This is a genomic window from Lysobacter yananisis, from assembly GCF_031199375.1.
Taxonomy (GTDB): Bacteria; Pseudomonadota; Gammaproteobacteria; order Xanthomonadales; family Xanthomonadaceae; genus Lysobacter; species Lysobacter yananisis.
In genome coordinates this window covers 1,652,540-1,678,715 of the sequence record NZ_CP133568.1, presented here as the reverse complement: position 1 = coordinate 1,678,715, position 26,176 = coordinate 1,652,540, and the positions used below count along the sequence as shown (strand labels likewise).

Here is a 26,176-nt window from a genome sequence, read left to right as displayed (position 1 = left end):
ACGGGGCGGAAACCCTCCGCCCCGTCCCCGGGCACCGTGCGACGTCATGGCCCGCAAGCGAAACCGCGCGGCGCGCTCAGAACGAGCGCGATCCGCGCAGCGAGAACACGAAGTTCGGCGCGTCCGGGGTCAGCCCCGCGGCGAGCTGGCCGTTGAAGGTCCAGCCCGAAGGCAACACGTAGCTGGCGCCGATGTTGAAGGTGGTGGAGTTGCTGGAGCTGCCGGCCACGCGCCGCTTGCGCGCGCCCGGCGCGGTGGTGTGGGTGGCGCCGGTGGAGGCGCTGGCGACGCTGAAGCTCACCGCCGAGCGATCGTTGAGCGCGATCGCCAGGCCGCCGCTGAGCTGCACCGTGTTGCCCAGCGCGACCCGCGCCGGCGAGACCTGTTCGGCCACCGGCGAGATGTCGTCGAAGTCGCGCGGCTGGTTGTAGGTGTAGCCGAGGTTGCCGAACAGGATCACCGGATCGTAGGTGCGCAGCGCCGAGACGTTGAACGTCGCCGCCCACACCCCCGAGCCGGTCGGCAGGTCTTCGGGGATGTTGAGGTTGTTGTTGTCGGCGTCGGGCTGGACCAGCTTGAGCCCGAACGGATCGCGCCCGGTCGGCGCGCGCACGCGCAGGCTGGTGACGATGTCGGGCCAGCGCTGGGATTCCTTCACCCACTGGTAGTACGCCGCCACGCTGGCGTCGCCGAGCCCCTGCGAGCGCATGCGCACTTCGCTGACCACGCTCGACGCGCCGCCGGCGCCGCCGCTGACGAAACGCGAATCGCGATACACGTAAGGCAGGCTGGCCTCGACGCTGAGCCGGTCGCTGAGGCCGTAGCGGCCGCTGAGTTCGACCGTGCCGACGCTGGCCTTGGTCTGGTCGAGGTTGATGCTGCCGAGGAAGATCGCGTCCAGCGCCAGGAAGCCGCTGAGCGCGAGTTGGCGCCGATCGTAATAGCTGTAGCTGATGCCGGCGTCGAAGGTGAAGCGGCGTTCGAACAGCGGCGCGTGCTCGCGCACCACCAGCGCCTTTTCCTGTTCGCGGCGCTGCGCGTCCTCGTCGCGCTGGGCCTGGCCGATCTGCACCGGCGCGGCGCCGTCGCCGCTGTTGCCCGGGTCGGCGTGGCCTTCGCCGCGCGCATCGCCGGCCGCCTTGCGCCGCGCGTCCTGCGCCAGCTCGCGCGCATCGCGCGGCGCGCCCTGCTGCGCGCCGTCGGGCGCCGCGGTCTGCGTCGGGCCCAGGCCGCGACCGCGCCCGGCCAGTTCCAGTTCGTCGACCTCGCCGCGCAGGCGCTCGATTTCGGCGCGTTGCGCGGCCAGTTCGCGGCTCATCTCGAGCATGCGCTGGTGCAGCGACGCGAACGGAGGCGGCGACGACGATGGGTCGGATGCGGCTTCGCCGGACGGGGCTCCGTCGGACGCAGACGCGCCGGCGGCATGGGCCGGCGCGGCGAGCGTCGCGGCCAGGATGAGGGACAGCGGTGCGGCGCGCATGATCGGGCCTCCTTGCATGCCGGCGTCGAGGGGATTCAGCGCGGCACGCCGCGCAGGCCGGCGAGCGCCTGCAGCAAGCCGAGTTCGCGCCCCAATTGCGGGGTCATCGGCGCGGTCGCGATCTGCAGCTGCAGGCGGTTGCCCGCGGCCACGCCGTCGCCGGCGATGCGGCCGCTCTGGGCGATCCCGCCCAGGCCGCCGTCGAGGCGTTGTTGCAGCGACACTCCCGGCGCTTGCACGCCGACCGCGGCGGCGCCGTCGAGGAAGGTCACCTGCGCGCGCAGCGCGCCGGCGGCGCTGTCGCTGTGGGTGCGGCCGTTGAAGCCGCCGGCGTCGGCGGCCAGGCCGGCGGCATCGACGAATTCGATCGCGGCCAGGTTCGACAGGCGATTGCCGTCGCCGGCGATCTGCGCGAGCTGGCCGATGCCGTGCATGCGCACCGACTCCCCGCCGCTCGCGGCGGCCGCCGACGCGTCCGCGCCGACGCCGGCCGCGGCTTCGCTGCGCGCGTCGCTGCGCACGCTGAAGCCGGCGCCGTCGCGCAGCACCAGCAGCGAGCCGCTGGCCACCGCCGCGCCCTGTTGCGGCGTGGCCACGCTGGAGATCAGGTCCACGCGCAGGCCGACCAGCATCTGCGCATCGAAATAGCGGCCGTTGAGCGCGGCCAGGGTGGCGTCGTCGACGAGGTCCGCGCGCAGCGGCGGCAGCGCCGCCGCGGGTGGGGTCGCGGCCGCGAGGGCCAACAGCAGGGCAAGTCGGAGCGATGGACGTTTCATCGGGCACCTCAACAAATCGCTGGACATCAGAACCAGTCGGACAGGGTCAGCGCGTATTCGGCGGCGCGCGGCGCGGCGGTGGCGCGTTCGAGCGCGTCGCCGCGTCGTCGCAGCGCCGGCGAACTGCGGTCGCCGACCAGATAGGAATCCGCGCGCATCGGCCGGTCGCCGACCACGGCCAGGACGATGCCGTTCCAGCCGCGCTCGAATTCGGCCTGCGGCATCACCCGGTGGCCCAGCGCGGGATCGGCGACGAACACGCGTCCGCCGGCCGCGCCTTTGATCACCACGAAGTGGCGGTAACCGCGCAGGTCGAGCAGGGCGATCACCGGCATCTGCAGCCGGTACAGCGCCTCGGCGTCGATGCGGAAACCGTGCGCGCGCATGCCGATGCCTTCGACGTAGCGCTTCATGTCCAGCATCGAGAAACCGTTTCGCACGACTTCGCGCGGGTCCGCGCCGGCCATCATCTTTTCGATCAGCGCCGGTTCGTCGACGTCCAGGCCGTAGCCGTAATGCAGCAGGCTGGCCAGCGCGGCCGAGCCGCAGCTGAAGTCGTAGCGCTGGCGCAGCAGTTCGCGGTAGCGCAGATCGCGCAGGCTGCGCATCGGTTTGCGCAGCGGCGTCGCGGTGGCGCCGGTGAGCCGGGTGAGATCGACCGCGCTGTAGCGCTCGCCGCCGGGCGCGGCGGACGGCTGCGCCGGCGCGGCGCCGGCATGGGCGAGCGCAAGGGCGATAACGAACGAAGCGGCGCGGGCAGGGGAGGCGGACATGGCGGGGCATCGACGGGAAAACGGCGGCAAGGCCGCGATGGCCGTCGCGCGGCCATCGCGGTGCGGCGGGGGGAGGTCAGTCGCCGCAACTGGTGCAGCTCGGCGGCGGCGGCGGCGGCGGAGCGCAGGCGCCGCAGGACGCGGTCGCGATCGCCAGGCCGTTGTGCTGCAGATTGCCGACGCCGGAGGCCACGTTGACGCCGATGTTGCCCTGCGCGCCGGACAGCGCATTGCCGCCGAGCGAGGCGTACAGGTCCAGGCTGAGGCGACGGCCGTCGCTGTCGAGGACGTTGGCCAGCGAACGCTGCTCGCTGTCGGAGGTCGCCAGCGCCACCGTGCCGGAACTGTTGACCGAGGCGGCCATGCCGTTGCCCTGGACGTTGCCGACGCCAGCGGCGACGTTGACGCCGATGTTGCCCTTGGCGTTCGACAGCGCGTCGCCGTCGAGGGTGGCGCGGTAGAACGTGTCGTCGGTGTTGGTGGCGGCGAAGTTGCCGAGCGCGCTCTGCGCGCCGAACACCATCGCCGAGGCGAACACCTTCTCGCCGTCCACCGCCGACAGCGCGGTGTCGTTGCTCTGCGCGTTGCCGACGCCGGCGGCGACGTTGGCGCCGATGTTGCCCTGGGCGTTGGACAGCGCGCTGTCGCCCAGGCGCGCGTCGTGGTCGCCGTCGCCGAGCGAGCCGTTGCTCAGGGTGTGCTGGTCCTGGTCCACGGTCGCGGCCGATTCGGACGCGACCCGGATCTGGCCCTTGACCGCGACGCGGCCGCCGACCTGGATGCGGTTGCTTACCGAGGTGTCGCTGTGGATGCGGGCGTCGTCGCCCTCGGCGAAGGCCGGCGAGGCCAGCGCCGCGAGCGCGAGTGCGAGCAGGGAATGCATGAGTTTCATCGGGGTTCTCCGTCGGGAGCGCGGCCGCGGCGGCGCGTGCCGCCGCGGCCGCGCGCGCGTCATTGGCAGCTGCCGCAGGACGCGGTAGCGATGGACAGACCGTTGTGCTGGGCGTTGCCGACGCCGGCGGCGACGTTGGCGCCGATGTTGCCCTGCGCGCCCGACAGCGCGCTGCCGGCGAGGGTGGCGAAGGTGTCCAGGTCGCAGGCCGCGGCGAGTTCGTTGAGCCAGGTGTGCTGCTCGCTGTCGGAGGCGGCCTTGGCGATCGTGCCGGAGCTGTTGACCGAGGCGGCCATGCCGTTGCTCTGCGCGTTGCCGACGCCGGCGCCGACGTTGACGCCGATGCTGCCCTTGGCGCTGGACAGCGCGCTGCCGTCCAGGGTGGCGTCGTAGTAGGTGTCCTGCTGGCTGGAGGTCGCGTAGTTGAACGCGGTCTTCTGGTCGTTGAACACCATCGCCGAGGCGAACACCTTCTGCCCGTCCACCGCCGACAGCGCGGTGTCGTTGCTCTGCGCGTTGCCGACGCCGGCGGCGACGTTGGCGCCGATGTTGCCCTGGGCGTTGGACAGCGCGCTGCCGCCGAGGTGGGCGTCGTGGTCGCCGTCGCCGAGCGAGCTGTTGCCCACGGCGTTCTGGTCCTGGTCGACGGTCGCGGCCGATTCGGACGCGACCCGGATCTTGCCGCGCACGCCGACGTGGCCGCCGACATGGATGCGGTTGCTCACCGAGGTGTCGCTGTGGATGCGGGCGTCGTCGCCTTCGGCGTACGCGGGCGCGGCGACGGCCAAAGCGAGGGCGAGCAGGGTCAGTTGCGCTTTCATGATCTCTCTCCTGAAGGGTGGTGGGTGTCGCGACTGCGTTCCGCCGTTGTGGTTGTTATGGAGCGCTCCCCGGCAGTCGGAGCACGATGGCGTTGACCGACGCGTTGCCGGTCCCCGCCGTCTGGTTGAGTTGCAGCACGCCCTGGCCGCCGCGCAGGGCGTCCGCGGCGATGTCGGCCTGGCGCGCGCCGGGCGCGGCGCGGGTGGGCGCGGCCTCGGCCGGCGGGCCGGCGACGGCGGCGAGCGCGGCATCGTCGAGCGCGCTCGCGGCGCCGCGCGCGAGCGCGAACCGGTTGAGCTGGGCGTTGCCGGCGCCGGCGGTCTGGTTGAGCTGGAGCAGGCCGTGGGCGCCGTCGAAGGCGCCGGCGCCGATGCGCGCCTGCGCGTCGCGCGACAGCGCCGCGGGGCCGGGACGTTCGACCCGCTGTCCGGCGCTTGCCGAAGCGATCGCGAGCCCACCGGGCGACAGCGACAGCGCGGCCTGGTTGGCCTGGGCGTTGCCGGCACCGGCGGCCTGGTTGATCGCCGCGCGGCCGTCGAGGCCGCGGCCGGCCGCGCCGACCTCGGCGCGGTCCAGCGGCGCGCCCTGCGCGCGGCCGTCGCCGGCGATCGCGGTCGCCAGCAGGCAGCCGGCCAGCCACAGCGGCGCGTGGCGCAAGGGGCGGGGGCGCGCGTTCACCGCCCGCTCCCGGGCGGTGGCGCCAGCGCCTGCATGACCGCGCCGGTGAGGGTGTCGCCGAGACCGGCGGTGGCGCCGACCACCGCACCGCCGACGCTGGCGCTGGCGCCGAGCGGCGCCGACGCGCCCGGCCCGGCGAACGTCGCGCCCGCGCCGGTGGCGGCTGCGGGCACCAGCATCGCGCTCGCCGCATCGGCGGCCGCGGCGACGCCGAGGCCGCCGGAGCCGTGCTGGCCGAGCGCGGCATCGTCGAGCGGCGCCAGCGAACGCGACAGGGTGGCGTGGAACACCTGGCCCGGGAACGTGGTCGCCTCGGTGCGCACCGGATTGTCCTGTGCCGGCAGCGCGCGATAGGCGATGCGCGGGTGGACGGTGCGGGCGATCACCACGGTGGTGTCGGCGCCGGGTTCGGTCGCGCGCACGCCGGGCAGGGCGGCGGCGAGGACCAGCGCGGCCAGCGCCGAAGCGTGGCGGTGGCGGCGGGCGGCGCGGATTGCGGCGACGCGGGGGACGGACGGGTACATGGCGGACTCCGAGACGGGGGATGCTCGAAACGCCGGAAGCGGGGCAGTCGCGGCCGGCGAGAGGTCCTACGCCAGACCCGTGCCAACTTTGCAAACGATTGAATCGAAAGCGCTTTTGCGCGCGGGGCCGACACCGGGCCGGCGCCGCGCGGGCAAAGCGTTGCGCCGGCGCAACGCGCCGCGGCCGCGCCGACGCGCGGTTTTCCCCGGTCAGCTTCGGCGCGCGCGACCGCGCAGCGCAGGCGCAGCGGGCCTTTCGCCGCGTGCGTGCGGTCGCAACATCGCGGCCGCTCGGGCGACGTTGCGTTTCCGCAACCTCGCGCACGTGCGAGGATCGGGACTTCGCTTGCCTTCGCCCGCCCACGCCATGTCATCGCCCGCCGACGCCGTCCACGAACCGCTGCCCGCCGCCGCCGCCGCCGCCGCCGCCGGCGACGATTTCATCGAGGTCTATCCCGAGGCGCTGACGCGCGAGCAGTGCGAGCAGTTGGTGCGCCGCTTCGACGCCAGCCGCGACAGCGAGCCCGGCCGCGTCGGCGGCGGGGTGATGCCCGACCTCAAGGACAGCCGCGACCTCACCATCACCGGCCGCGACGGCTGGAAGGACGTCGAGCAGACCTTGAACCTGGCGGTGTTCCGCGGCCTGCTGCAATACCTGCGCCGCTATCCGCACACCATGATCGCGCCGCTGATGCTGGAAACGCCGGGCGCCGACGGCAAGCGCCACCGCATCACCGCCGAGCGCATGGCGCAGATGGACGACAACGCGCTGTCGCCGGTGGCGCAAACCGTGTTCCGTCCCGGCGCGATCAACCTGCAGCGCTACACCGCCAACCGCGGCGGCTATCCCTACTGGCACTGCGAGCTGTACCCGCGCGACCCGCACGCCGACACCCTGCACCGCCACGTGCTGTGGACGATCTACCTCAACGACGGCTTCGAGGAAGGCGAGACCGAGTTCCTCTACCAGCGCCGCAAGATCGCTCCGCGCGCCGGCGACCTGCTGATCGCGCCGGCGGCCTTCACCCACACCCATCGCGGCAACCGGCCCAAGGGCGGCGACAAGTACATCGCCACCAGTTGGATCCTGTTCCAGCGCGCCGAACGGCTGTACGCCGGCGGCTGAGCCCGGGCGTCAGCGGCCGCCGCGGCCGAGCGCGGCGTAGACGGCCGGCGCGCGCCGCTTCAGCGCTGCGGCATACGCCGCGCCCAGCATCACGATCGCCAGCAGCGCGATCGCGATGGTCCACGCCGCCGCGCCGCTGCCGCCGGTCAGCAGCGGCAGGTTGGCCAACATGGTCGCCAGCAACGCCGACAGCGCCGCCGCGCTCAGCGCCGGCGCGACCCGCGTCGCCAGCACGCCGCCGTCGCTGCGGGCGCGGAAGAAGCCGATCACCGCCAGGCTGGTGAGGATTTGCGCGCATACCAGCGCGATCGCGCCGAACGCCGAGGTCGCGCCGATGGCGATGCGCAACGGGTCCTGCTCGACGAGGCCCAATGCCGACAGCAGCAGCACCGACACCGTCGCCTGCGCCAGGTTGGCGACGTAGGGGGTTTCCTGCACCGGATGCATCTGCGCCAGCTCGGCGCGGATCGCGCCGTCGCGGCCCAGCGCGTAGAGATAGCGCGACACCACGTTCTGCATGCCGACGATGGCGGCGAACAGGCTGGTCAGCAGCAGGCCCGACATCGCCTCGGCCAGGCCCGGCGGGACGAAATACGGCACCATCGAGAACCACAGCCGGCCCGGATCGCGCAACGCCGCCTCGACCACCCGGTGCGGGCCGTACGCCGAGATCAGCGCCCACGCCGCCGCCGTCGTGGTCGTCGCGATCGCCAGCACCGCCGCGTACAGCGCGCGCGGCACGGTGCGCTGCGGGGAGCGCGCTTCCTCGGCGTAGACCGCCGCCGTCTCGCAACCGCAGAACGAGGCGATCGCGAACACCATCGACGCGCCGAATCCGGCCGAGAACACCTGCGACGGCGCGAACGGCTGCGCGCTCAAGCCCTCCGGGCCGCCGCCCTGCGCCAGCACCGAGACCACGAACGCGGCCATGATCGCGAACTCCGCCAACGCCAGCAGCCCGAGCAACCAGGCGGCGAACGCCAGATTGCGCTGGCTGCAGAACGGCACCACCGCGCTGACCAGCAAGGCGCAGAACCACCACGGCAGGCCTTCGCCCCACAGCCGCTGGCCGAGTTGTTCCATGAAGAAGCCGATCATCGCGTAGCAGCACAACTGCAGCGCCATGTACGCGCTCACCGCGAGCCCGGCCGCGACCAATCCGGCCGACGGCGACAGCCCGCGCGCGACGCAGGCGTAGAACGCGCCCGCATCGACCACGTGCCGCGCCAGCGCGGCGAAGCCGATGTTGAACACCAGGTACACCGCGCCGGCCAACAGGAAACAGCCGACGATGCCGATGCCGTTGCCCAGCGCGAACGCCACCGGCACGCCGCCGAGCAGGCCGACCATCGGTCCGGTGGTGGCGAACACGAAGGCGAGAATCTGGACCCAGCCGACCGCGCCGGCTTTCAAGCGTTGCGTCGATGTATCGCTCATCCGTCCCCCTGGCCGTCCGCGGCGTGCCTGCGCGCGGACCCATCGGACAGCGATCCTCGCGCACGTTGCGTCCGCTAGCCACCATCGACGACGGCGATGAGCAGATGCACTGCATTTATCGTGACTAAGCGGCGCTATGCGGACACGCAGTCGGTGTTCGCGGATTTACAAAGGCAGCAAAACGCCTCAGAAAAGCATACTTTTTATGCTTTATCGCTGTCCGTAACGACCCGGCCGCGGCATTCGCCGAAACCGATCGGAACGTATCCCGGCGCGCGCGCCGTCGCATTCAGGCTTACCTCGTCGCCATCTTCGAGGAAGCTGCGCAGCTCGCCGTTGGCCAACGTCAGCGGTTGCCGGCCGCCCCGGCTGCGCTCCAGCAGGCTGCCGCACTCGTCCTCGCCCGGGCCGGACACGGTGCCGCTGCCGAGCAGGTCGCCCGGCTGCAGGTTGCAGCCGTTGCTGGTGTGGTGGGCGATCATCTGCGCCGCGGTCCAGTACAGGCGGGCGGCCGCGGTGCGGGTCAGGGTCTGCGCGGGCGCATCGTCGCGGCGCATTCGCGCGGTGCGCAGCGCGACCTCGAGTTCGATGGCATAGCCGCCATGGCTGCGGTCGCCGGGATCGTCGAGGTAAGGCAGCGGCGCCGGATCGCCGGCGGGCCGCGCCGGCGCGGCGACCGCGAACGGCGCCAGCGCCTCGGCGGTGACCACCCACGGCGACACCGTGGTCAGGAAGCTCTTGCCCAGGAACGGCCCCAGCGGCTGGTATTCCCAGGCCTGCAGGTCGCGCGCCGACCAGTCGTTGAGCAGGCACAACCCGGCGATGTGCGCGTGCGCCTCGGCGATCGGCACCGGCTCGCCGAGGCGGTTGCCGCGGCCGATCCACACGCCCAGTTCCAGCTCGAAGTCCAGCCGCCGGCTCGGCCCGAATTCGGGCTCGGCATCTGCGGCGGCGAGCCACTGGCCGTGCGGACGCCGCACCGGCGCGCCGCTGGCGCGCACCGAGGACGCGCGGCCGTGATAGCCGATCGGCAGGTGTTTGTAGTTGGCCAGCAGCGGCCGGTCCGGGCGGAACAGGCGGCCGACGTTTTCGGCGTGATGGATGCCGGCGTAGAAATCGGTGTAGTCGCCGATGCGCATCGGCAACTGCAGCGCGCAGTCGTCGGCGCGATGCAGCCACGGCCGCGCCGCGGCCGCGCAGGCCTCGTCGCTGAGCAGCCGCGACAGCGCCAGCCGCAACGCCGCGCGCGCGGCCGGCGCCAGCGCGAACAGTTCGTTGAGGCTGTCGCCGCGCAACGCCGGCACGGCGTCCGCCGGCAGCGCCCCGGCCGCAGCCGCCGCGCGCAGATCGAGGATGCAGTCGCCGATCGCCGCGCCCGCGCGCGCCGCTTCGCCGGGCGGGGCGAACACGCCGTAGGGCAGGTTCTGGATCGGGAACTGGGCGTGCTCCTGCGCGCCTTCGACCCAGCTGCGCAGCGCGGGATCGTGGCTGGCGTCGATGCGCGGCCGGCTCACGCCGGCACCTGCGCGGGCGCCAGCCGGGCCTTGTCCAGGTCCGACCAGCATTCGTCGTAATCGAGCTGTGACAGCGGCGTGCGCACGGCGAAACGGGTCGGTCGGATCACCCGCCGGCTCTCGAACATGAAGGCCATCGCGCCGTCGATCTTGTGCGGCGCCAAGTCCGCAGCGATCGCGCGCTCGTAACTGGCCCGGTCCGGGCCGTGACCGCTCATCTGGTTGTGCAACGACGCGCCGGCCGGCGCGAAGCCGCCGGCCTTGGCGTCGTACTCGCCGTGGATCAGGCCCATGAATTCGCTCATCACGTTGCGGTGGAACCACGGCGGGCGGAAGCTGCGCTCGGCCACCATCCAGCGCGGCGGGAAGATCACGAAGTCGATGTTGGCGGTACCCGGCGTGTCGCTGGGCGCGGTCAGCACGGTGAAGATCGACGGGTCGGGATGGTCGAAGCTGACCGTGTTGATCGTATTGAAACGGCGCAGGTCGTAGCGATACGGCGCCAGGTTGCCGTGCCAGGCGACCACGTCGAACGGCGAATGCGGCAATTCCATCGTCCACAACCGGCCCTGGAACTTCTGCACCACCTCGGTCGGCTCGTCGCGGTCTTCGAACCAGGCCAGCGGGGTTTCGAAATCGCGCGGGTTGGCCAGGCCGTTGGCGCCGATCGGGCCGAGCTCGGGCAGCCGCAACGGCGCGCCGTAGTTCTCGCAAACGTAACCACGCGCGCTGCCGTCCAGCGGCTCGACCCGGTAGCGCAGGCCGCGCGGCAGCACCGCGATCTGCTGCGGTTCCAGCTCGATCCGGCCCAGCTCGGTGTCCACGCGCAGGCGTCCCTGCTGCGGCACGATCAGCCATTCGCCGTCGGCACAGCAGAACGCCCGCCCGCGCATCGGCGCATTGATCGCGTACAGGTGGATGCCGATGCCGTCGCCGGCGGCGACATCGCCGTTGCCGCCGTAGCTGACCAGGCCGTCGATGAAATCGGTCGGCGCCTGCGGCAGCGGCAGCGGGTCCCAACGCAGGCGGTTCGGCGAGGCCGGTTCTTCGTCGAACGGGCCCGAACGCAGCAGGGTGTCGCGCGCGTAGGGCACGTACGGCGGATGCTGCGCGGTCGGCCGCAGCCGGTACAGCCAGCTGCGCCGGTTCTCCGCGCGCGGCGCGGTGAACGCGCTGCCGGACCATTGCTCGGCATACAGGCCGAACGGCACCCGCTGCGGCGAGTTCTGCCCGAGCGGCAACGCGCCAGGCACGGCCTCGCTGCTGTGGTGGTTGCCGAAGCCGTTCGCGTAGTTCATGCCGGTTCCTCCTGCGCGGGCCGCGCGACACGGCCGGCCACGGCGATGGCCGCCAGCACGGTGTCGGCATCGCCGATGTGATTGATCAGGATCAGCACCAGGCGCGCGTCGGCGCGGCGGCTGGCGGCCTCGTCCAGGCCCTGGTGCAATTCGATGAGGCGCTGGTAGACCTCGTCCGCGCGCGCCAGGTTGGGTTGCAGATTCAATGCGCTCATTGCGGCCTGCCTTGCGCGCGCGCCAGCGCGGCGGCGACCGCGACGCGGTCGGGCCGGCGCCAGCGCGCGCAGACGTAGTGATCGGGTCGGATCAAGTAGGCGCTGCCGGGCCGCAGCGCATAGCGCGCGCGCAGCGCGTCGATACCTTCGCCGCGCGCGCCCAGGTCGTACAACTCCACGTCCTGCGGCGGCTCGCCGCGCCAGCCGTCGGCCAGCAAGACGAAACGATCGCCGAGCGCGCGCAGCAGCCAGCCCTCGCCGAGCGGCGCGTCCAGCGCCGGCGAACCGGGCGCGACGCCGCCGTCCCAGTCATCGGCGTCGGCGGTGTTGAGCGGGCTGTCCGGGTAGCTCACCGCGGTCGACAAGCGTCCGGAATTGACCAACGGACGGGCGAACGCGCAGTCGCGCGCCAGTTCCAGCACCGCGTCGCGGTAGGCGCGGCTGGCCGCGCACTTGGGGGTCATGAAATCGGTCGAGCGCGAGGAGTGGGCGATGTTCTCGTCGGCGGTCTGCACCGCTTCGAAGTCGTAACTGTGCAGCAGCGCCGCATCCGCCGCGCCGCGCAGCACCCGGTCGAGCTTCCAGCCCAGGTTGTCGGCGTCGGCCAGGCCGCCGTTGCAGCCGCGCGCGCCGAACGGCGAGACCAGGTGCGCGCTGTCGCCGGCGAACAGCACCCGTCCGTGCACGAAGCGCTGCATGCGCCGGCACTGGAACGTGTAGACGCTGTACCACTCGCGGCTGAACTTCGCCCGCGGCCCGAGCATCGCGCGCACGTAGCGCTCGACGTTCTCCGGCTGCGCCGCGGCGGCGCGGTCGATGTCCCAACCGAGCTGGAAGTCCAGGCGCCACACGCCGTCGGGCTGCTTGTGCATCAGCGCCGACTGGCCCGGATTGAACGGCGGATCGAACCAGAACCAGCGCTCGGCCGGACCCTCGCCTTCGTCCATGCGCACGTCGGCGATGAGGAAGTTGTCCTCGAACACGCGGCCTTCGAAATCCAGGCCGAGCCGGTCGCGCACGGTCGAACGGCTGCCGTCGCACGCAGCCAGCCACTGGCAGCGGATGCGGTATTCCTCGTGCGCGCTGCGCACGGCGATCTCGACCGCATCCTCGCCCGGCGCGACCGCGGTGAGCCGGTGGCCCCAGCGCAGGTCCACGTTCGGCAACCGCTGCAGCGCGTCGATCAGGATGTCCTCGACGTGATACTGCTGCAGGTTGATGAAGCCCGGCCGCTGCTGGTCTTTGACCGGCAGCACGTCGAAGCGGTACACCGGCTCGCTGTCGGCGCCCCAGAACACCTTGCCGACGTTCCAGGTGACGCCGCGATCGACCATGGCCTGGCCGACGCCGAGGCGGTCGAAGATGTCGAGTGAGCGCTTGGAGAAGCAGATCGCCTTGGACCCGGCGGCGACGAAGTCCAACCGCGAGAGCACCACCACGCGATGGCCGCGCCGGCCCAGGTCGAGCGCCAGCGCCAGTCCGACCGGCCCGGCGCCGACCACGACCACCGCGTGCCGCTCGAGCGGTTCGCGGCTGGCGCGCGCGCTGGCGCCGATTTCGCGCCACACCGGAATGCCTGCGACGTTGGCCATGGCGTCAGTCCTGCAATTGCGCCCAGACCTCGCGGTCGCGCTCCATCGTCCAGATGCGCGGCCAGTCGATGCCGTCGAGTTCGTCCCACACCCGCTGCACGTCGAACGGCAGGCAGTGTTCGAAGATCGGCCAGCGCCCGAACTTCGGCGCGAGCGCATCGTGGGCGGCCGCGAACGCCTCGCGCAGGCCGCCGCCGGCGGCGTGCACGCGGCCGACCTGGGCGATCATCGTGCGCAGGAATTCGCGGGTCTGCTCGATCGCCGCATCGCAGGCCTCGGTCCCGCGCGCGACCCGGCCGCGGCCGCCGACCAGGATCTGCGCGCGAAACGCCTTGACCCGGTCCAGCGTCGCCCCGCTCCAGTCGAAGTGGAACGCATCGCCGGTGTACAACGCCGCCTCGGCCTCGACCAGATCGCCGGCGAACAGGGTCTTGCTCTTGTCGTGCCAGACCACGATGTCGCCGGCGGTGTGGCCGCGGCCGCAGAACTGCAGTTCCAGCGCGCCGCGGTCGCCGCCCAGCTCGATGCGGTGGCGCTCGGCGAAGGTCTGGGTCGGCCAGGTCAGGCCGGGCACGCCTTCGGCTTGCTTGAACAGGCGCGGCATCCGGCCCAGTTCGCTGGCCCAGTCTTGCTCGCCGCGTTCTTCGATCAGCTGGCGCGTGGTCTCGCTGGCGACGATGTGTTCGGCATCGAAGGCGCTGGCACCTAAAACGCGCACGGCGTGGTAGTGGGTGAGCACCAGATAGCGCACCGGCTTGTCGGTGTGCTCGCGCAGGCGCGCCAGCCAGTCGCGCGCCGCCGCGGGCGTGGCGCGCGCTTCGATGCAGACCAGGAAATCCTCGCCCTCGAACGCGCCGACGTTGGGATCGCCCTCTGCGGTCAGCGCGTAGACGCCGTCGGCGAGGACTTCCAGGGTTTCGGTCTTCGCCGCCAGATCGGTGGACGAGGCGAAAGGCTTGCTCATGGGATCGCTCCGAAGGACTCCGGCGCCGCGCCGGCCTGCGACGAGAATGCGCGCGCCGCGGCGTGCCGTCTGTCCACAGATCGATGGACAGCGCCGGCGCGGCGCGCTTATCGTCGGCCGGTCTTCCGCCGGCCGGACCGTACATGCGCAGCCGCGACCTCGACGCACCGCTGGACCCGGAACTCGGCGCGAACGTGCTGGCCGCGGCCGGCGGCGCGCGTTTCGGCGCGGTGCTGCTCGGCTCGGCCCGGCGCCTGGACGCGGTCGAGGAAGTGTTCGCCTATCGCGTCAGCGCCGACGCGGCGCCGCAAGCCCTGCTCTCGTGCAGCGACCGCCAGGACGCGCAGGAGCGCGCCCGCGGCTATGCACAGCGCTACTACCGGCTCGATCCGCTCAACCGCGGCGACGCCGGCCAGGCGCGTGGTTTCGTGCGGGTGGTGCGCGCCGCGCAGATTCCCGCCGGCGACTACCGCGACACCTGTTTCCGCCGGCCCGCGTTCGCCGACAAAGTCTGCTTCGGCTGGCAGCGCGGCGACGAGCGCCTGGTGCTGAATTTCTACCGCGGCCCGCACGCGCGCGGCGAGCCGGCGCGCGCGCTGGCGGCGCTGGGCTCGCTGGCGATGGCCGCGCTCAGCCGGCGCGAGCCGCCGCCGCCCGCGCCGGATCCGCTCGCGCGCCTGGAAGCGCGCCTGCGCGCGGCCTATCCGGCGCTGAGCGCGCGCGAGCGGCAGATCGTCGCGCGCACCCTGAGCGGGCGCAGCGCCGCGCAGATCGGCGCGGAGCTGGCGATCGGCGCGGCCAGCGTGCTGACCTACCGCCAGCGCGCCTACCGCCGCTGCGGCCATGCCGGCGCCGGCGAATTCCTCGCCGCCCTGCTCGACTGAGCGCACGTCCCCGCCGCGCTGGCGCGCAGGGACAGGCGCGCGGGCACGCAAAGGCGAGACCGCCGGCCGCGTCGCCGCGACCATCGGCCCGACACCTTGGCCGACTTGCTGCCGCCGCCGATGCATAGCGACGAAACCCCCACTTACTACACCGCGACCAAGAAATACGACCTGCGCTTCCCGTCGCTGGAACAGGACATCGATGCCGACGTGGTCGTCATCGGCGGCGGCTTCTCCGGCATCAACACCGCGCTGGAACTCGCCGAGCGCGGCGTCACCGACGTGGTGGTGCTGGAAGCGCGCCACCTGGGCTTCGGCGGCACGGGACGCAACGGCGGCCAGATCATGGCCGGCATCGGCCACGACCTCGACGCGGTCAAGAAGGACGTCGGCGAAGACGGCGTGCGCGCGATCTTCGCCATCAGCGACCAAGGCGCGGCGATCATCCAGTCGCGCATCCGGCGCTACGGCATCGACGCCGACTTCCACCACGGCTACGGCTACCTCGGCTTCAACGCGCGCCAGGCCAAGACCCTGCGCGCCTGGGAAAAAGAGTTCAAGGCGCTGAGCCCGGACCAGGACATCCGCTACCTGGAAGGCGCGGAAGTCCGCTCGATCATCGGCTCGCAGGCCTACGGCAGCGCGCTGCTGCACATGGGCGGCGGCCATGTCCACTCGCTCAACCTGCTGCTCGGCGAAGCGCAGGCGCTGGCCGGCCACGGCGCGCGCATCTTCGAACACAGCCCGGCGCTGCAGATCGAGTACGGCGAACGCATCCGCGTGCGCACCGCCAAGGGCTCGGTGCGCGCGCAGAAACTGCTGTGGGCCTGCGACAGCTTCCTCAACGGCCTGGAGCCGGAGCTGCACCGCTCGACCATCAACACCTACGCCTTCCAGCTGATGACCGAACCGCTGCCAGACGAGCTGATCGAACGCATCAGCCCGATCCGCGGCGCCTACAGCGACATCCGCCCGGTCATCGATTATTTCCGCGTGACCCGCGAGAACCGCCTGCTGTTCGGCTCCGCCACGCCGATCGTCGAACACATCCCGCGCGACCTGAAGCAATGGAACCGGCGGCTGATGCTCAAGGTGTTCCCGTACCTCAAGGACGTGGCGATCGACCTGGCCTGGGGCGGGCCGATGGCGCTGTCGCCGAACCTGTTCCCGCAGATCGGCTCGCTGCCGGGTCGGCCGAACGCGTTCTTCGTCCAGGGCTATTCCGGGTTCGGCGTCACCCCCAGCCACATCGTCTGCCAAGTGCTGTCCGAAGGCATCCTCGGCGGTTCGCCGCGCTATGCGCTACTGAGCTCGGTCTCGCGCGCCAGCATCCACGCCAAAGACCAGCTGCGTCCGCTGATCTGCACGCTCGGCAAGAGCTGGCACCAGCTGTCGGGCTATTGGAACGGCCGGCGCTGACTTTCTTCTTCACTTCCCGAGGCAATCGCAACATGAGCATGACTCCGATCGAACGCGGCGTGGGCATCGAGGCGCTGGACCCGTGGGGCACCGTCGCCGACCTGGGCTCGCAACCGCTGGAAGGCGAGGTGCGCGCGTACGGCCGCATGACCTACGGCGCGCCGACCGATGCGCTCAGCGCCGGCTACTTCGGCGCCACCCGCGGCAAGTTCCGCCTGGTCTATCCGTTCGCCGAGCACGCGGTGGTGGTCGCCGGCGAAGTCGCGCTGACCGACGAATCCACCGGCACGACCACCCGCTACCGCGCCGGCGACGGCTGGTTCGTCGCCAAGGGCACCTCGACGGTGTGGGAGATCCTCAGCGACGAGTTCGTCAAGCACTACGTCGCAGTCGCCTGAGATCGCGGCGGCGCGCGCCGGCCGCGCCATCGCGCGCAGTCCCGCGGCGGCCGGACTCCCGGCGCCGCGGGTTCTTCACCTTTCGATTCCTACGAGACGATGCCATGGCCCGACCCGACCTGCTGCCCGAAGTCGCCGCGTTCCTGCAACGCGCGCACGGCCATTTCATCGACGGCCGCGCCGTGCCGGGCGACGGCGCGCGCCTGGCGATCGTCGATCCGGCCACGGCCGAGCCGATCGCCGAAGTCGCCGCCGCCGGCGCGGCCGAGATCGACGCCGCGGTCGCCGCGGCGCAGCGCGCGTTCGCCGGCGACTGGGGCCGCGCGGTGCCGGCGCAACGCGCGCAGTGTCTGCTGCGACTGGCCGACTTGATCGAAGCGCACGGCGACGAGTTGGCGCAGATCGAAACCCTGCAGTCGGGCAAGCTGCTCGGCCTGGCGCGCGGTTTCGAGATCGCCCAGGCCGCGGCGTTCCTGCGCCACTACGCCGGCGCGGCCACCCGCCTGCACGGGGAAACCATCGCGCCGTCGATTCCCTCGTTCCACGACGAGCGCTACACCGCCTTCACCCGGCGCGAGCCGGTCGGCGCGGTCGCCGGCATCGTGCCGTGGAACTTCTCGATCCTGATCGCGGTGTGGAAGTTCGCCTCGGCCCTGGCGACCGGCTGCACCAGCGTGATCAAGCCCAGCGAGTTCACCCCGCTGACGATGCTGCGCATCGCTGAGCTCGCGCTCGAGGCCGGCATCCCGCCCGGCGCGCTCAACGTGGTCTGCGGCGGCGGCGACAGCGGGCGCCTGCTGTGCGCGCATCCGGGCATCGCCAAGATCAGCTTCACCGGCTCGGTCGCGACCGGCCTGCAGGTCGGCCGCGCGGCGTTCGACGGGCGCCTGGTGCGCACCACGCTGGAACTGGGCGGCAAGAACCCGGTCGCGTTCCTGCCCGACGTGCCGATCGAACGCATGCTCGGCGGGATCATGGAAGCCGGCTTCCTGCACCAGGGCCAGATCTGCGCCGCGGGCGAGCGTTTCTTCATCCACCGCTCGCGCATCGACGAGACCCTCGATGCCCTGGCCGCGACCTTGCGCACTTTGCGCATCGGCGACCCGATGGACCCGGCGACCCAGTTCGGCCCGCTCGCCAACCGCCCGCACCTGGACAAGATCGCCGCGCTGTTCCGCCAGGCGCGCGGCGACGGCACCCGGATCGTCTGCGGCGGCGAAACCCTCGACCGGCCCGGCTTCTTCGTCGCCCCGACCGCGCTGCGCGTGGACCGCGCCGACGCGCCGCTGCTGCACCAGGAGACCTTCGGCCCGATCGGCACCTTCCTCGCCTACGACGACGAGGACGAACTGCCGGACCTGCTCAACGGCACGCCGTACGGCCTGGCCGCCAGCGTGTGGACGCAGGACATCGCCAAGGCGCTGCGGCTGGTGCCGCAGGTGCGCGCGGGCACCGTGTGGATCAACATGCACACCCTGCTCGATCCGGCGGTGCCGTTCGGCGGCGCGAAGCAATCCGGCGTCGGCCGCGAATTCGGCGCGGCGTTCGTCGACGACTACACCGAACTCAAGTCGGTGATGATCCGCTACTGAGCCGCGGGCCGCTCGCGCGGCGGCCTCCGTCCCGCCCCGGCGACATAGGACGGGTCAGAAAAACGCGCGCGAAACGGCTGAACATGGCGATTTTGCTGCGTCGCGGTATGCGCGGGCGGCGAGCCTTCTTCTAGGCTCGCAAGGGCCGCATGTTCGCGGCGACGCAGCGGAGACGGCGCGTGTTCCAGCAGGTCTGCAGTACCCACGATATCGATACCTGGAGCCGCTCGCTGCAGGGCGTATGCGGCCTGTTCGAGACCCAGCCCGCGCACGAGCATTCGCTGTTCATCGGCGACCTGCGCTACCGCGATTTCGCCGAACTGCGGCTGGCGCGCATCCGCACCAACGCCGCGCGCCTGCTCTACCGCGCGCCCGTCGGCGACCGCCTCGACGATCGTTACTGCTTCCTGGTCATGCAGACCTACGGCCGCTCGCGCATCCGCCAGGACGGCGAGACCACGGAATTGAGTCCGGGCAACCTGGCGCTGATCGATCCCACCCGCAGTTGCGAGATCCTGCCGCAAGGCCTGATGGAGCACGCCTCGTTGCATCTGGAGCGCAGCCGCGTGTGCCGCAGCCTGCGGGGCGCGGCGCGCAGCTTCGGCAAGATCGGCGCCGGCAGTCTCAGCGCGCGGCTGTTGCGCGGCCTGGTCGAGCAACTCGCCGACAGCACCCTGCCCGCGCACGCGACCTGCGGCGAGGAAGGCGCCGCGCTGCAGGAAGCCCTGCTGCAGCTGCTCGCGCCGGCCTGGAAAGCGGCGCGCCCGCATGGCGAGGCCGATGCCGAAGCGGGCACTCCGGCGGCGGCGTTGCGCGAACGCGCCTGCCGCCTGATCGACGAATGCCTGCCCGACCCCTGCCTGGGCCCGAAGCTGGTCGCGCGCCAACTCGGCACCTCGCTGCGCCAGCTGCACCGGCTGTTCGAAGAAAGCGACGAAAGCGTCAGCCGCTACATCCTGCACCGGCGGCTGGAACGCGCCGCCAGCAACCTCGGCGATCCGGCCCTGACCTCGCGCTCGATCACCGAGCTGGCCTATCGCTGGGGCTTCACCGACTCCACCCACTTCAGCCGCATCTTCAAACGCCGCTACGACTGCTCGCCGCGCCAGTACCGCAGCCGCGCGCTCGCGGTGGCTGCGGTGTGAGCGGTGTGAGCGCCACGGCGCTCACACCTCCTCGAGCAGGCGCGCCAGCCGCGCGTAGCGCTCCGGCCGGTGGCTGCGCAGCCACAGCGCCAGGCCGAGCCCGGCCAGACCGACCCCGAGCATGCCCAGCGGGATCAGCGTGTTGAACGCCGATTCGCCGCCGGTCAGCAAATGCATGTTGCGCACGATCAGCGCGACCCCGACCAGCATCGCCGCGCCGCTCAGCGCCGGCGCGATCAGGCGCTGCCACAGGTTGGTGTGGCGCGGCTGGCGGCGGAAGAAGCCGATCACCGCCAGCGACGTCAGCGCCTGCACGGCGAGGATGCCCAACGCCGCCGGCGCGCTGCCCAGCGGCAGCACCAGGGTCATCGGATCGGCGCCGGCCAACCCGCACAGCAGCAGCAGCGCGACCACCAGCGCGGTCAGCGCATAGCCGGCCAGGTACGGGGTGCGGTGGCGCGCGTGGGTGCGCGCGAACGCGACCGGCATCAGCCCTTCGCGCGCCAATGCGAACAGGTAGCGCGATAGCGTGTTCTGGAAGCTCAGGATCACCGCGAACAGGCTGGTGATCAGCAACACGTTGATCGCGTCGCCGAGCAGCGGCCCGACCAGCAAGCCGGCGCGGTCGAACCACAGCCCGCCGGGGTCCTTGGCCGCGGCCGCGAGCACCTGCGAGGGCCCGAAACTGACGATCAGCAGCCACGAGGACAGGGTCAGCGTGACCGCGATCAGCACCACCGCGATGTAGGTCGCCGCAGGCACCGTGCGCTCCGGCTCGCGCGCTTCTTCGGCGTAGATTGCAGTGGTCTCGAAGCCCATGAACGAGCCGGCGACGAACACGAACGTCGCGCCCAGCCCCGGCACCAGCACGTGCTCGGGCTGGAACGAGGCCAGGCTGAAGCCCTCCGGCCCGCCGTGCGCCAGCACCGCCACGTCGAAGACCACCACCACCGCCAGTTCCGCCAGCATCAGCAGGCCGAGGAAGCGGCCGTTGAACACCACGTTGCGGCTGCTGCACAGCTGCACCAGCGCCGCCACCGCCAACCCCACCGCCCACCACGGCAGCGCCAGCCCCCAGCCGGCCAACGCGGTGGCGCCGAAAAAGCCGATCAGGCCGTAGCAGGCGAACTGCAGCCCGGCGTAGGCGACGATGGCCAGGAACGCCGCGGCGGTGCCCAGCGGCCGGCCCAGGCCGTTGGCGACATAGGCGTAGAACGCGCCGGCGTTGCGGATGTAGCGGCCCATGGCGACGAAGCCGACGCTGAAGACCAGGTAGATCGCGCCGGCGATCAGGAACGCCGCCGGCACGCCGATGCCGTTGCCCAGCAGGATCGCGGTGCTGACCACGCCGACCAGCGCGGTCAGCGGGCCGTTGGTGGCGATGACGAAGAACACGATGGTCCACAGGCCGAGCGCGTTCTGACGCAGGCCGGCGGGAGAGGATGGGGGTGCGGTCATGCGCGGCGGACCTCGCGGGCAGGGGCCGCCGGCGGTCGCGGCGGCGGTGGAACGCAGGCCGCGCGATGCGGCGGCGCCACCGATGCTGCGCAGCCGGCGCAACGGCTTCTAGCGTCTGCCTGCCAGCGCAGTTGGCTGTCAGCGCCAGCGGCTCGCCGCGCATATCGGTATGGCCGGGCGCCGACGTGCGCGGACGCGTGGGGCAGGCGTGCGGGCCGAGGCTGCGCGCACGCACGCGGGTCGGCGCGGGAGCGCGCGGCCGGGCCGGTCGGGACGCAGGACGCGAACGCAGGAACGCGCAGTCAACTGTCCTGGCGCGCAGACGCAAGAACCCGGCGCGCGGCTTTGGACTAATCGCACGGCGGCCATGTCCGCCGCGTCCGCCGCCGGGAGAATCCGTCATGCCCCACACCTCGCTCCGCCGCGCCGCGCTGCGCTGCGTCGCTTCCCTGGCGCTGTTGTCGTGCGCGCTGCCGGCCGCCGCCGCGGGCCTGCCCGATCCGGGCGACTACGCCGCGCCGCCGCCGGGCGTGCGCATCCTCGCCCTGTACGCCCAGCACAACTGGGCCGACGCGTTCTACGCGCGCGGCGACAAGGCCGTCGACGGCCTGGACCTCGAGCTCGATGTCGCCGTGGCGCGCTACATGCACTATTTCCAGGTCGGCGGCCGCACCGCCGACGTCGAGGTGATCCTGCCCTACGCGCGCCAGCGCATCGGCCTGGACGGCTACCGCGAGCGCGGCCTGGGCAATCCCAGCGTCGGCGCGACCCTGTGGACGCACGCCGACCAGACCCGCGGCGAATACCTGGGCTGGGCCGCCTACCTGTCGCTGCCGCTGGGCCAGCACCGCGACCGCGGCTTCGCGGTCAGCGAGGACCGCTACGCGTTGGACCTGGAAGTCGGCTATGTGCGCAAGCTCAACGACCGCTGGTCGCTGGACCTGATCGGCCAGGCCGAGTTCTACACCGCCGACCGCAGCACCGACGTGCGCCGGCGGCCGATGCTGCGCGGCATCGGCCACTTGAGCTACCACGTCTCCGACAAGACCCGGCTGGCGCTGAGCCTGCGCCAGACCTTCGGCATGCGCGAGCGCCTGCACGGCGAGCAGCTCGCCGGCGCGCGCAACGACACCAATGCGATGCTGACCTGGGCCTACCAGGCCAGCGACGCCGCGCAGGTGCAGGTGCAGTACGCGCACGACCTGAGCGTGCGCGAAGGCGTGCGCGCCGACGCGCTGCAGGCGCGGCTGGTGCTGGCGTTCTGAGCGCGGCGGCGGCAGGGCGGCTAGGCGGCTCCGGCCGCTCCGCGGCGCCGACCGGGCCAGCGCACGCACGGTCGCGCTGAAGCGCGCGGTCGCGCTGAAGGCTTCGGCCCGCGCCCGCGACGGGCGCGGCGGACTCAGGGATTGCGCGGGTGGTTCAGCACCAGCCAGTACAGCCCGACCTGCTTGACCGCCCAGACGAACTGCTCGAAATCCACCGGCTTCTGGATATAGCTGTTGACCCCGAGCGCATAGCTGGCTTCGACGTCGAACGGCTCGGTGCTGGTGGTCAGCACCACCACCGGCAGGGTGCGGGTGGGTTCGTGGGCGCGGATCGCCTGCAGCACTTCGCGGCCGTCGACCTTGGGCAGGTTCAGGTCCAACAGCACGATCGACGGCAGATCGTTGGGATCGCGGTCGGAATAGCGGCCACGGGCGAACAGGTAATCCAGCGCCTCGGCGCCGTCGCCCATCACCACCAGCCTGTTGGCGATCTTGGCCTCGTCGAAGGCGAGCCGGGTCAGCTCGACGTCGTCGGGGTTGTCCTCGACCAGCAGGATCTCCTTATGCATCTGCGTTTTCCTCGCCCCTCGACACGAGCGGCAACTCCACTGTGAACGTACTGCCCTGGCCGGGCTCGGACTGGGCGAGCAGGCGCCCGCGGTGGCGTTCGGCCACCCGTTGCGCGATCGCCAGCCCCAGGCCGTGGCCGCCGCCCTGGTCCGGCCCGTGCAGGCGCTGGAAGGGCTCGAACAGTTTGTGAGCATAGCGCATGTCGAAACCGCTACCGCGGTCACACACGGTCAGGGCCAGGACCCCGTCGCGCGCCTCGCCGGCGACCTCGATCCGCACCGCCGCGTCGGCGCCGGCCTCCACGCCCGAGAATTTCCAGGCGTTGTGCATGAGCTGGGTCAGCATGACCTTGAGCAGGCGCTCGTCGCCTTCGACCTGCAGCCCGGGCTGGACCTCGATCTGGCCGCGGCGCGCCGGGTCGGCGTCCTGCAGCTCGGCGCCGACCCAGTCGGCGAGCAGGCTCAGGTCCACCGGCGCGATCCGCATCTCCGCGCGGGTCACGTGCGACAGCTCGGTCAGCATCGCCAGCAGCCCGGTCATGCGCGAGGCGGCGGCGCGAATGCGCGCGAGATAGTCGCGGTCGGTGTCGTTCAGCCGCTCGCCGGCGCGGTCGGCCAGCAACGCGGAAAAGCTTTCGATCGAACGCAGCGGCGCGCGCAGGTCGTGGGCGACCGCGTCGGCGAACAGCTGCAACTGGCGATGCGAGGCGTCGAGCGCGGCGCCGTGCTCGGCCACGCGCGCGCTCAGCGCGATGCCGGCCTCGCGTTCGCCGCGGATGTCGCGCATGTGCGAGATGAAATAGCGGGCCGCGCCGTCTTCGTCGCGCATCACCGCCACGTTCAGCTGCACCCACAGCTCGGAACCGTCGCGGTGCAGGTAGCGCTTGTGTTCGTCCACCGAGGCCAGCTCGCCGCTGACCAGCGCCGCGACCAGGTTCTGGCTGATCGCCAGGTCGTCGGGATGGGTCACTTCGCTGTAATGGTGGCCGCGCAATTCCTCCACGCGGTAGCCCAGCATCGCGCACAGCGCCGGATTGACCTCCAGCCACACGCCGTCGAGCGAGACGATCGCCATGCCGATGTTGGACGCCTTCATCGCCTCGCGGAAACGCCCGTCTGCGGCCGCAAGATCGTCTCCGGCAGGCAGCGTGGGCGGCAGGGGATGCGGCAGATTCATCGGTTTGGAGCGGAGCGTCGGCCATCGGCGGCGAATTGACCGGGAAGTGTAGCCAATGCGGTCGTGATGGCAGGGTAGACGACGCACACGGCGCGGACACGGCCAAGTCCCGCACAATCGCCGCCATGGACTTTTCTCAGATCGCCTTCCTCCTGATCCTGGGCGCCGCCCTGTACCTGTTCGTCAGCGAGCGCCTGCGGGTGGACGTGACCGCCATGCTGACCCTGCTGGCGCTGGTGCTGACCGGGGTGCTCGACGCCAAGCAGGCGCTGTCGGGCTTCGCCAGCGAACCGGCGATCATCGTCGCGGCGGTGTTCGTGATCTCCGGCGGCCTGGCCGCGACCGGCATCACCGAGCGCCTGGGCCAGTGGATCGGCCGCGCCGCCGGCCACAGCGAGGGCCGCGCGATCGCGGTGACGATGCCGGCGGTGGCGGCGCTGTCCTCGTTCACCCACCACGTCATGGTCACGGCGATGATGCTGCCGATCCTGACGAGATTCGCGAAGTCGCGCGGGCTGTCCGCTTCCCGTCTGCTCATGCCCATGTCGTTCGCGGCCTCCCTGGGCACCACCCTGACCTTGGTCAGCGCGCCGGCGTTCCTGCTCGCCGACAACCTGATCGAGCGCACCGGCGCGCCCGGGCTGGGCATTTTCTCGATCACCCCGATCGGCCTGGCGCTGGTGGTGGTCGGCGTGCTGTACATGCTGGCCGCGCGCTGGATCCTGCCCAAGCGCAGCGGCGAACACGGCGACGACGGCTACCTGCGCCTGGACCGCTACCGCACCGAACTGCTGGTGGTGGAAGGCTCGCGCTGGAGCACGCGGCCGCTGGCCGAACTGCAGAAGGCGCTCGGCGACCGCTTCGTGCTGACCGGCTGGCTGCGCGACGGCCTGCGCCGCCAGGACCTGGGCCCGAGCAGCCCGCTGATCAGCGGCGACATCCTGCTGGTGGAAGCCTCGGCCGACGCGCTGGCCTCGCTGCACGACGATCCCGGCCTCGACCTCAACGCGGTCGCGCGCTTCGGCGAACACGCCCAGGGCGACGGCGAGGCGCAGCTGGTGCAGGCGCTGGTCGCGCCGGGCTCGGAATTCGTCGGCCGCAGCGTGCGCGAGCTCGACTTCGCCCGCCAGTTCAACGCGGTGATCGCCGGGCTGTGGCGGCGCCAGGGCGCGGTCGCGCCGCGGCTGGCCGACGCGCGCCTGCGCGAAGGCGACCTGCTGGTGCTGTGGGGCCGGCCGGCGCGCTTCGCCGAACTCGCCGCGCACCACGGCTTCCTGATGCTGGTGCCGTTCGCCGGCGAAGCGCGGCGACGGCTGCGCGCGCCGATCGCGCTGGCGATCCTGGCCGCGACCGTGGTCGCCGCGGCGACCGAATGGCTGCCCGCGCCGCTGGCGTTCCTGCTCGGCGCGGTGGCGATGGTCGCCACCCGCTGCGTCGACGTCGAACAGGCCTATCGCGAGATCGACGTGCGCATCTTCGTGATGATCGCCGGGGTGATCCCGCTCGGCGTGGCGATGGAGCAGACCGGCACCGCGCAGTTGCTGGCGCAGGGCATGTTGCACGTGATCGCCGGCTGGCCGCCGCTGGCGATCTTGCTGGTGATGTTCACCGTCGCCGCCTTGCTGACCCAGATTCTTTCCGACGCGGCGACGACGGTGTTGTTGGGGCCGATCGCGATTTCGCTGGCGCAGTCGCTGGGGCTGCCGGCGACGCCGTTCGTGGTGTGCACGGCGTTGGGCGCGGTGGTGGCGTTCCTGACCCCGATCGGTCACCACGGCAACCTTCTGATCCTCGGCCCGGGCCAGTACCGCTTCAGCGACTTCCTGCGCATCGGCTTGCCCTTGACCGTGCTCATCGCCTTGGTCAGCGCCTGGATGGCGCGCTGGCTCTGGCTCGGCGGTCCGTTCTGGCCGGGCGGCTGAGGCAGCGCCCGCGGGTCGATCTCGCCGGCGACCAGGCTGACCGTGCCCGCGCCGGTCGCGGCCTGCGCCGCGACGCAGGCCAGCAGCAGGGCCAGGGCCAGCCAGCGCCCGCGTCGTGGCGAGCGGGTTGGGGCTGCGACCGAGGTCCTGGCGATGGCGGGCATGCGCATTCCTTGGCAGCCGCCCTGGCGCGGCAACGGCCACGTTAGGGGCGCTCGCGGCACGGTTGATCCGTCTAAAGTCGTGGTGGCGATAA

The 26,176-nt window shown here is 71.9% G+C and carries 24 protein-coding genes; 8 read left to right on the top strand and 16 right to left on the bottom strand.

Annotation, left to right across the window (positions count from 1 at the left end; translation table 11 throughout):
* Nucleotides 1-76: 76 nt before the first annotated feature.
* The 7 genes from RDV84_RS07125 to RDV84_RS07095 form a co-directional block, all read right to left on the bottom strand.
* On the bottom strand, nt 77-1,480 hold the full coding sequence (locus tag RDV84_RS07125) for a transporter (RefSeq protein WP_309152907.1): 1,404 nt from the start codon (nt 1,478-1,480) through the stop codon (nt 77-79).
* Between the two features lie 35 nt (nt 1,481-1,515).
* A complete protein-coding gene (locus RDV84_RS07120) occupies nt 1,516-2,256 on the bottom strand; it encodes a hypothetical protein (protein ID WP_309152906.1) in 741 nt (246 codons plus the stop codon).
* A 26-nt stretch (nt 2,257-2,282) separates the two neighbouring features.
* Entirely contained in the window at nt 2,283-3,029 is a 747-nt protein-coding gene (locus RDV84_RS07115; protein ID WP_309152905.1) for a C39 family peptidase, read from the bottom strand.
* Nucleotides 3,030-3,105: 76 nt separating this feature from the next.
* Nucleotides 3,106-3,921, bottom strand: a complete 816-nt coding sequence (locus RDV84_RS07110) for a hypothetical protein (RefSeq protein ID WP_309152904.1) — start codon at nt 3,919-3,921, stop codon at nt 3,106-3,108.
* A gap of 59 nt (nt 3,922-3,980) precedes the next feature.
* A complete protein-coding gene (locus RDV84_RS07105; protein WP_250448561.1) occupies nt 3,981-4,742 on the bottom strand; it encodes a hypothetical protein in 762 nt (253 codons plus the stop codon).
* A 55-nt stretch (nt 4,743-4,797) separates the two neighbouring features.
* The gene (locus RDV84_RS07100; protein ID WP_309152903.1) at nt 4,798-5,421 is read right to left on the bottom strand and encodes a hypothetical protein; all 624 of its coding nucleotides are present in this window, start codon (nt 5,419-5,421) and stop codon (nt 4,798-4,800) included.
* Nucleotides 5,418-5,945, bottom strand: coding sequence for a hypothetical protein (locus RDV84_RS07095; protein ID WP_309152902.1), 528 nt, complete (start codon nt 5,943-5,945; stop codon nt 5,418-5,420). The genes RDV84_RS07100 and RDV84_RS07095 overlap by 4 nt, the downstream gene beginning before the upstream one ends.
* A 367-nt stretch (nt 5,946-6,312) precedes the next feature.
* Between RDV84_RS07095 and RDV84_RS07090 the strand changes: the two genes are divergently transcribed.
* Nucleotides 6,313-7,071 (top strand): 2OG-Fe(II) oxygenase, encoded by a 759-nt coding sequence (locus tag RDV84_RS07090; protein ID WP_309152901.1) that lies wholly within the window; start codon nt 6,313-6,315, stop codon nt 7,069-7,071.
* A 9-nt stretch (nt 7,072-7,080) separates the two neighbouring features.
* Here RDV84_RS07090 and RDV84_RS07085 read toward each other — a convergent pair whose 3' ends face one another.
* The 6 genes from RDV84_RS07085 to RDV84_RS07060 all read right to left on the bottom strand — a co-directional run bounded on the left by RDV84_RS07085 (nt 7,081) and on the right by RDV84_RS07060 (nt 14,091).
* The gene (locus tag RDV84_RS07085) at nt 7,081-8,508 is read right to left on the bottom strand and encodes an APC family permease (RefSeq protein WP_309152900.1); all 1,428 of its coding nucleotides are present in this window, start codon (nt 8,506-8,508) and stop codon (nt 7,081-7,083) included.
* Nucleotides 8,509-8,711: 203 nt separating this feature from the next.
* On the bottom strand, nt 8,712-10,022 hold the full coding sequence (gene fahA / locus RDV84_RS07080; protein WP_309152899.1) for a fumarylacetoacetase: 1,311 nt from the start codon (nt 10,020-10,022) through the stop codon (nt 8,712-8,714).
* Nucleotides 10,019-11,320, bottom strand: coding sequence for a homogentisate 1,2-dioxygenase (gene hmgA, locus RDV84_RS07075; RefSeq protein ID WP_309152898.1), 1,302 nt, complete (start codon nt 11,318-11,320; stop codon nt 10,019-10,021). The genes fahA and hmgA overlap by 4 nt, the downstream gene beginning before the upstream one ends.
* On the bottom strand, nt 11,317-11,535 hold the full coding sequence (locus RDV84_RS07070) for a DUF2783 domain-containing protein (RefSeq protein ID WP_057949702.1): 219 nt from the start codon (nt 11,533-11,535) through the stop codon (nt 11,317-11,319). Before RDV84_RS07070 ends, hmgA begins: the two co-directional genes overlap by 4 nt.
* Nucleotides 11,532-13,127 (bottom strand): FAD-dependent oxidoreductase, encoded by a 1,596-nt coding sequence (locus RDV84_RS07065; RefSeq protein WP_309152897.1) that lies wholly within the window; start codon nt 13,125-13,127, stop codon nt 11,532-11,534. The genes RDV84_RS07070 and RDV84_RS07065 overlap by 4 nt, the downstream gene beginning before the upstream one ends.
* 4 nt (nt 13,128-13,131) lie before the next feature.
* Nucleotides 13,132-14,091: an MBL fold metallo-hydrolase gene (locus tag RDV84_RS07060; protein ID WP_057949704.1), complete on the bottom strand. Its 960-nt coding sequence runs from the start codon at nt 14,089-14,091 to the stop codon at nt 13,132-13,134.
* A gap of 143 nt (nt 14,092-14,234) precedes the next feature.
* Between RDV84_RS07060 and RDV84_RS07055 the strand changes: the two genes are divergently transcribed.
* From RDV84_RS07055 to feaR, 5 genes are all read left to right on the top strand, one after another.
* Nucleotides 14,235-14,975: a LuxR C-terminal-related transcriptional regulator gene (locus tag RDV84_RS07055; protein ID WP_309152896.1), complete on the top strand. Its 741-nt coding sequence runs from the start codon at nt 14,235-14,237 to the stop codon at nt 14,973-14,975.
* Between the two features lie 120 nt (nt 14,976-15,095).
* Complete coding sequence (locus RDV84_RS07050; RefSeq protein ID WP_309152895.1) at nt 15,096-16,394, top strand: NAD(P)/FAD-dependent oxidoreductase; 1,299 nt, start codon at nt 15,096-15,098, stop codon at nt 16,392-16,394.
* 32 nt (nt 16,395-16,426) lie between these two features.
* Complete coding sequence (locus RDV84_RS07045) at nt 16,427-16,792, top strand: cupin domain-containing protein (RefSeq protein WP_078996091.1); 366 nt, start codon at nt 16,427-16,429, stop codon at nt 16,790-16,792.
* Nucleotides 16,793-16,896: 104 nt separating this feature from the next.
* Nucleotides 16,897-18,384 (top strand): aldehyde dehydrogenase family protein, encoded by a 1,488-nt coding sequence (locus RDV84_RS07040; protein ID WP_309152894.1) that lies wholly within the window; start codon nt 16,897-16,899, stop codon nt 18,382-18,384.
* Nucleotides 18,385-18,563: 179 nt separating this feature from the next.
* The gene (gene feaR, locus RDV84_RS07035) at nt 18,564-19,529 is read left to right on the top strand and encodes a transcriptional regulator FeaR (protein ID WP_309152893.1); all 966 of its coding nucleotides are present in this window, start codon (nt 18,564-18,566) and stop codon (nt 19,527-19,529) included.
* Nucleotides 19,530-19,550: 21 nt separating this feature from the next.
* On the opposite strand, the gene RDV84_RS07030 is transcribed toward feaR, so the two are convergent.
* Complete coding sequence (locus RDV84_RS07030) at nt 19,551-20,987, bottom strand: APC family permease (RefSeq protein ID WP_309152892.1); 1,437 nt, start codon at nt 20,985-20,987, stop codon at nt 19,551-19,553.
* Between the two features lie 401 nt (nt 20,988-21,388).
* Between RDV84_RS07030 and RDV84_RS07025 the strand changes: the two genes are divergently transcribed.
* A complete protein-coding gene (locus tag RDV84_RS07025; protein ID WP_309152891.1) occupies nt 21,389-22,252 on the top strand; it encodes a transporter in 864 nt (287 codons plus the stop codon).
* Between the two features lie 134 nt (nt 22,253-22,386).
* Here RDV84_RS07025 and RDV84_RS07020 read toward each other — a convergent pair whose 3' ends face one another.
* Nucleotides 22,387-22,821, bottom strand: a complete 435-nt coding sequence (locus RDV84_RS07020; protein ID WP_031374300.1) for a response regulator — start codon at nt 22,819-22,821, stop codon at nt 22,387-22,389.
* Nucleotides 22,814-23,998 (bottom strand): sensor histidine kinase, encoded by a 1,185-nt coding sequence (locus RDV84_RS07015; protein WP_309152890.1) that lies wholly within the window; start codon nt 23,996-23,998, stop codon nt 22,814-22,816. The genes RDV84_RS07020 and RDV84_RS07015 overlap by 8 nt, the downstream gene beginning before the upstream one ends.
* A gap of 125 nt (nt 23,999-24,123) precedes the next feature.
* Between RDV84_RS07015 and RDV84_RS07010 the strand changes: the two genes are divergently transcribed.
* Complete coding sequence (locus RDV84_RS07010) at nt 24,124-25,920, top strand: SLC13 family permease (RefSeq protein ID WP_057949710.1); 1,797 nt, start codon at nt 24,124-24,126, stop codon at nt 25,918-25,920.
* Nucleotides 25,921-26,176 lie beyond the last annotated feature (256 nt).

Coding starts and splice junctions, on each gene's coding strand:
- RDV84_RS07010 (WP_057949710.1), top strand. CDS start 24,124: ATGGACTTTTCTCAGATCGCCTTCCTCCTGATCCTGGGCGCCGCCCTG.
- RDV84_RS07045 (WP_078996091.1), top strand. CDS start 16,427: ATGAGCATGACTCCGATCGAACGCGGCGTGGGCATCGAGGCGCTGGAC.
- RDV84_RS07105 (WP_250448561.1), bottom strand. CDS start 4,742: ATGAAAGCGCAACTGACCCTGCTCGCCCTCGCTTTGGCCGTCGCCGCG.
- RDV84_RS07070 (WP_057949702.1), bottom strand. CDS start 11,535: ATGAGCGCATTGAATCTGCAACCCAACCTGGCGCGCGCGGACGAGGTC.
- RDV84_RS07040 (WP_309152894.1), top strand. CDS start 16,897: ATGGCCCGACCCGACCTGCTGCCCGAAGTCGCCGCGTTCCTGCAACGC.
- RDV84_RS07015 (WP_309152890.1), bottom strand. CDS start 23,998: ATGAATCTGCCGCATCCCCTGCCGCCCACGCTGCCTGCCGGAGACGAT.
- RDV84_RS07060 (WP_057949704.1), bottom strand. CDS start 14,091: ATGAGCAAGCCTTTCGCCTCGTCCACCGATCTGGCGGCGAAGACCGAA.
- hmgA (WP_309152898.1), bottom strand. CDS start 11,320: ATGAACTACGCGAACGGCTTCGGCAACCACCACAGCAGCGAGGCCGTG.
- RDV84_RS07065 (WP_309152897.1), bottom strand. CDS start 13,127: ATGGCCAACGTCGCAGGCATTCCGGTGTGGCGCGAAATCGGCGCCAGC.
- RDV84_RS07095 (WP_309152902.1), bottom strand. CDS start 5,945: ATGTACCCGTCCGTCCCCCGCGTCGCCGCAATCCGCGCCGCCCGCCGC.
- RDV84_RS07090 (WP_309152901.1), top strand. CDS start 6,313: ATGTCATCGCCCGCCGACGCCGTCCACGAACCGCTGCCCGCCGCCGCC.
- RDV84_RS07115 (WP_309152905.1), bottom strand. CDS start 3,029: ATGTCCGCCTCCCCTGCCCGCGCCGCTTCGTTCGTTATCGCCCTTGCG.
- RDV84_RS07025 (WP_309152891.1), top strand. CDS start 21,389: ATGCCCCACACCTCGCTCCGCCGCGCCGCGCTGCGCTGCGTCGCTTCC.
- RDV84_RS07125 (WP_309152907.1), bottom strand. CDS start 1,480: ATGCGCGCCGCACCGCTGTCCCTCATCCTGGCCGCGACGCTCGCCGCG.
- RDV84_RS07085 (WP_309152900.1), bottom strand. CDS start 8,508: ATGAGCGATACATCGACGCAACGCTTGAAAGCCGGCGCGGTCGGCTGG.
- RDV84_RS07050 (WP_309152895.1), top strand. CDS start 15,096: ATGCATAGCGACGAAACCCCCACTTACTACACCGCGACCAAGAAATAC.
- RDV84_RS07030 (WP_309152892.1), bottom strand. CDS start 20,987: ATGACCGCACCCCCATCCTCTCCCGCCGGCCTGCGTCAGAACGCGCTC.
- RDV84_RS07110 (WP_309152904.1), bottom strand. CDS start 3,921: ATGAAACTCATGCATTCCCTGCTCGCACTCGCGCTCGCGGCGCTGGCC.
- RDV84_RS07120 (WP_309152906.1), bottom strand. CDS start 2,256: ATGAAACGTCCATCGCTCCGACTTGCCCTGCTGTTGGCCCTCGCGGCC.
- RDV84_RS07020 (WP_031374300.1), bottom strand. CDS start 22,821: ATGCATAAGGAGATCCTGCTGGTCGAGGACAACCCCGACGACGTCGAG.
- RDV84_RS07055 (WP_309152896.1), top strand. CDS start 14,235: ATGCGCAGCCGCGACCTCGACGCACCGCTGGACCCGGAACTCGGCGCG.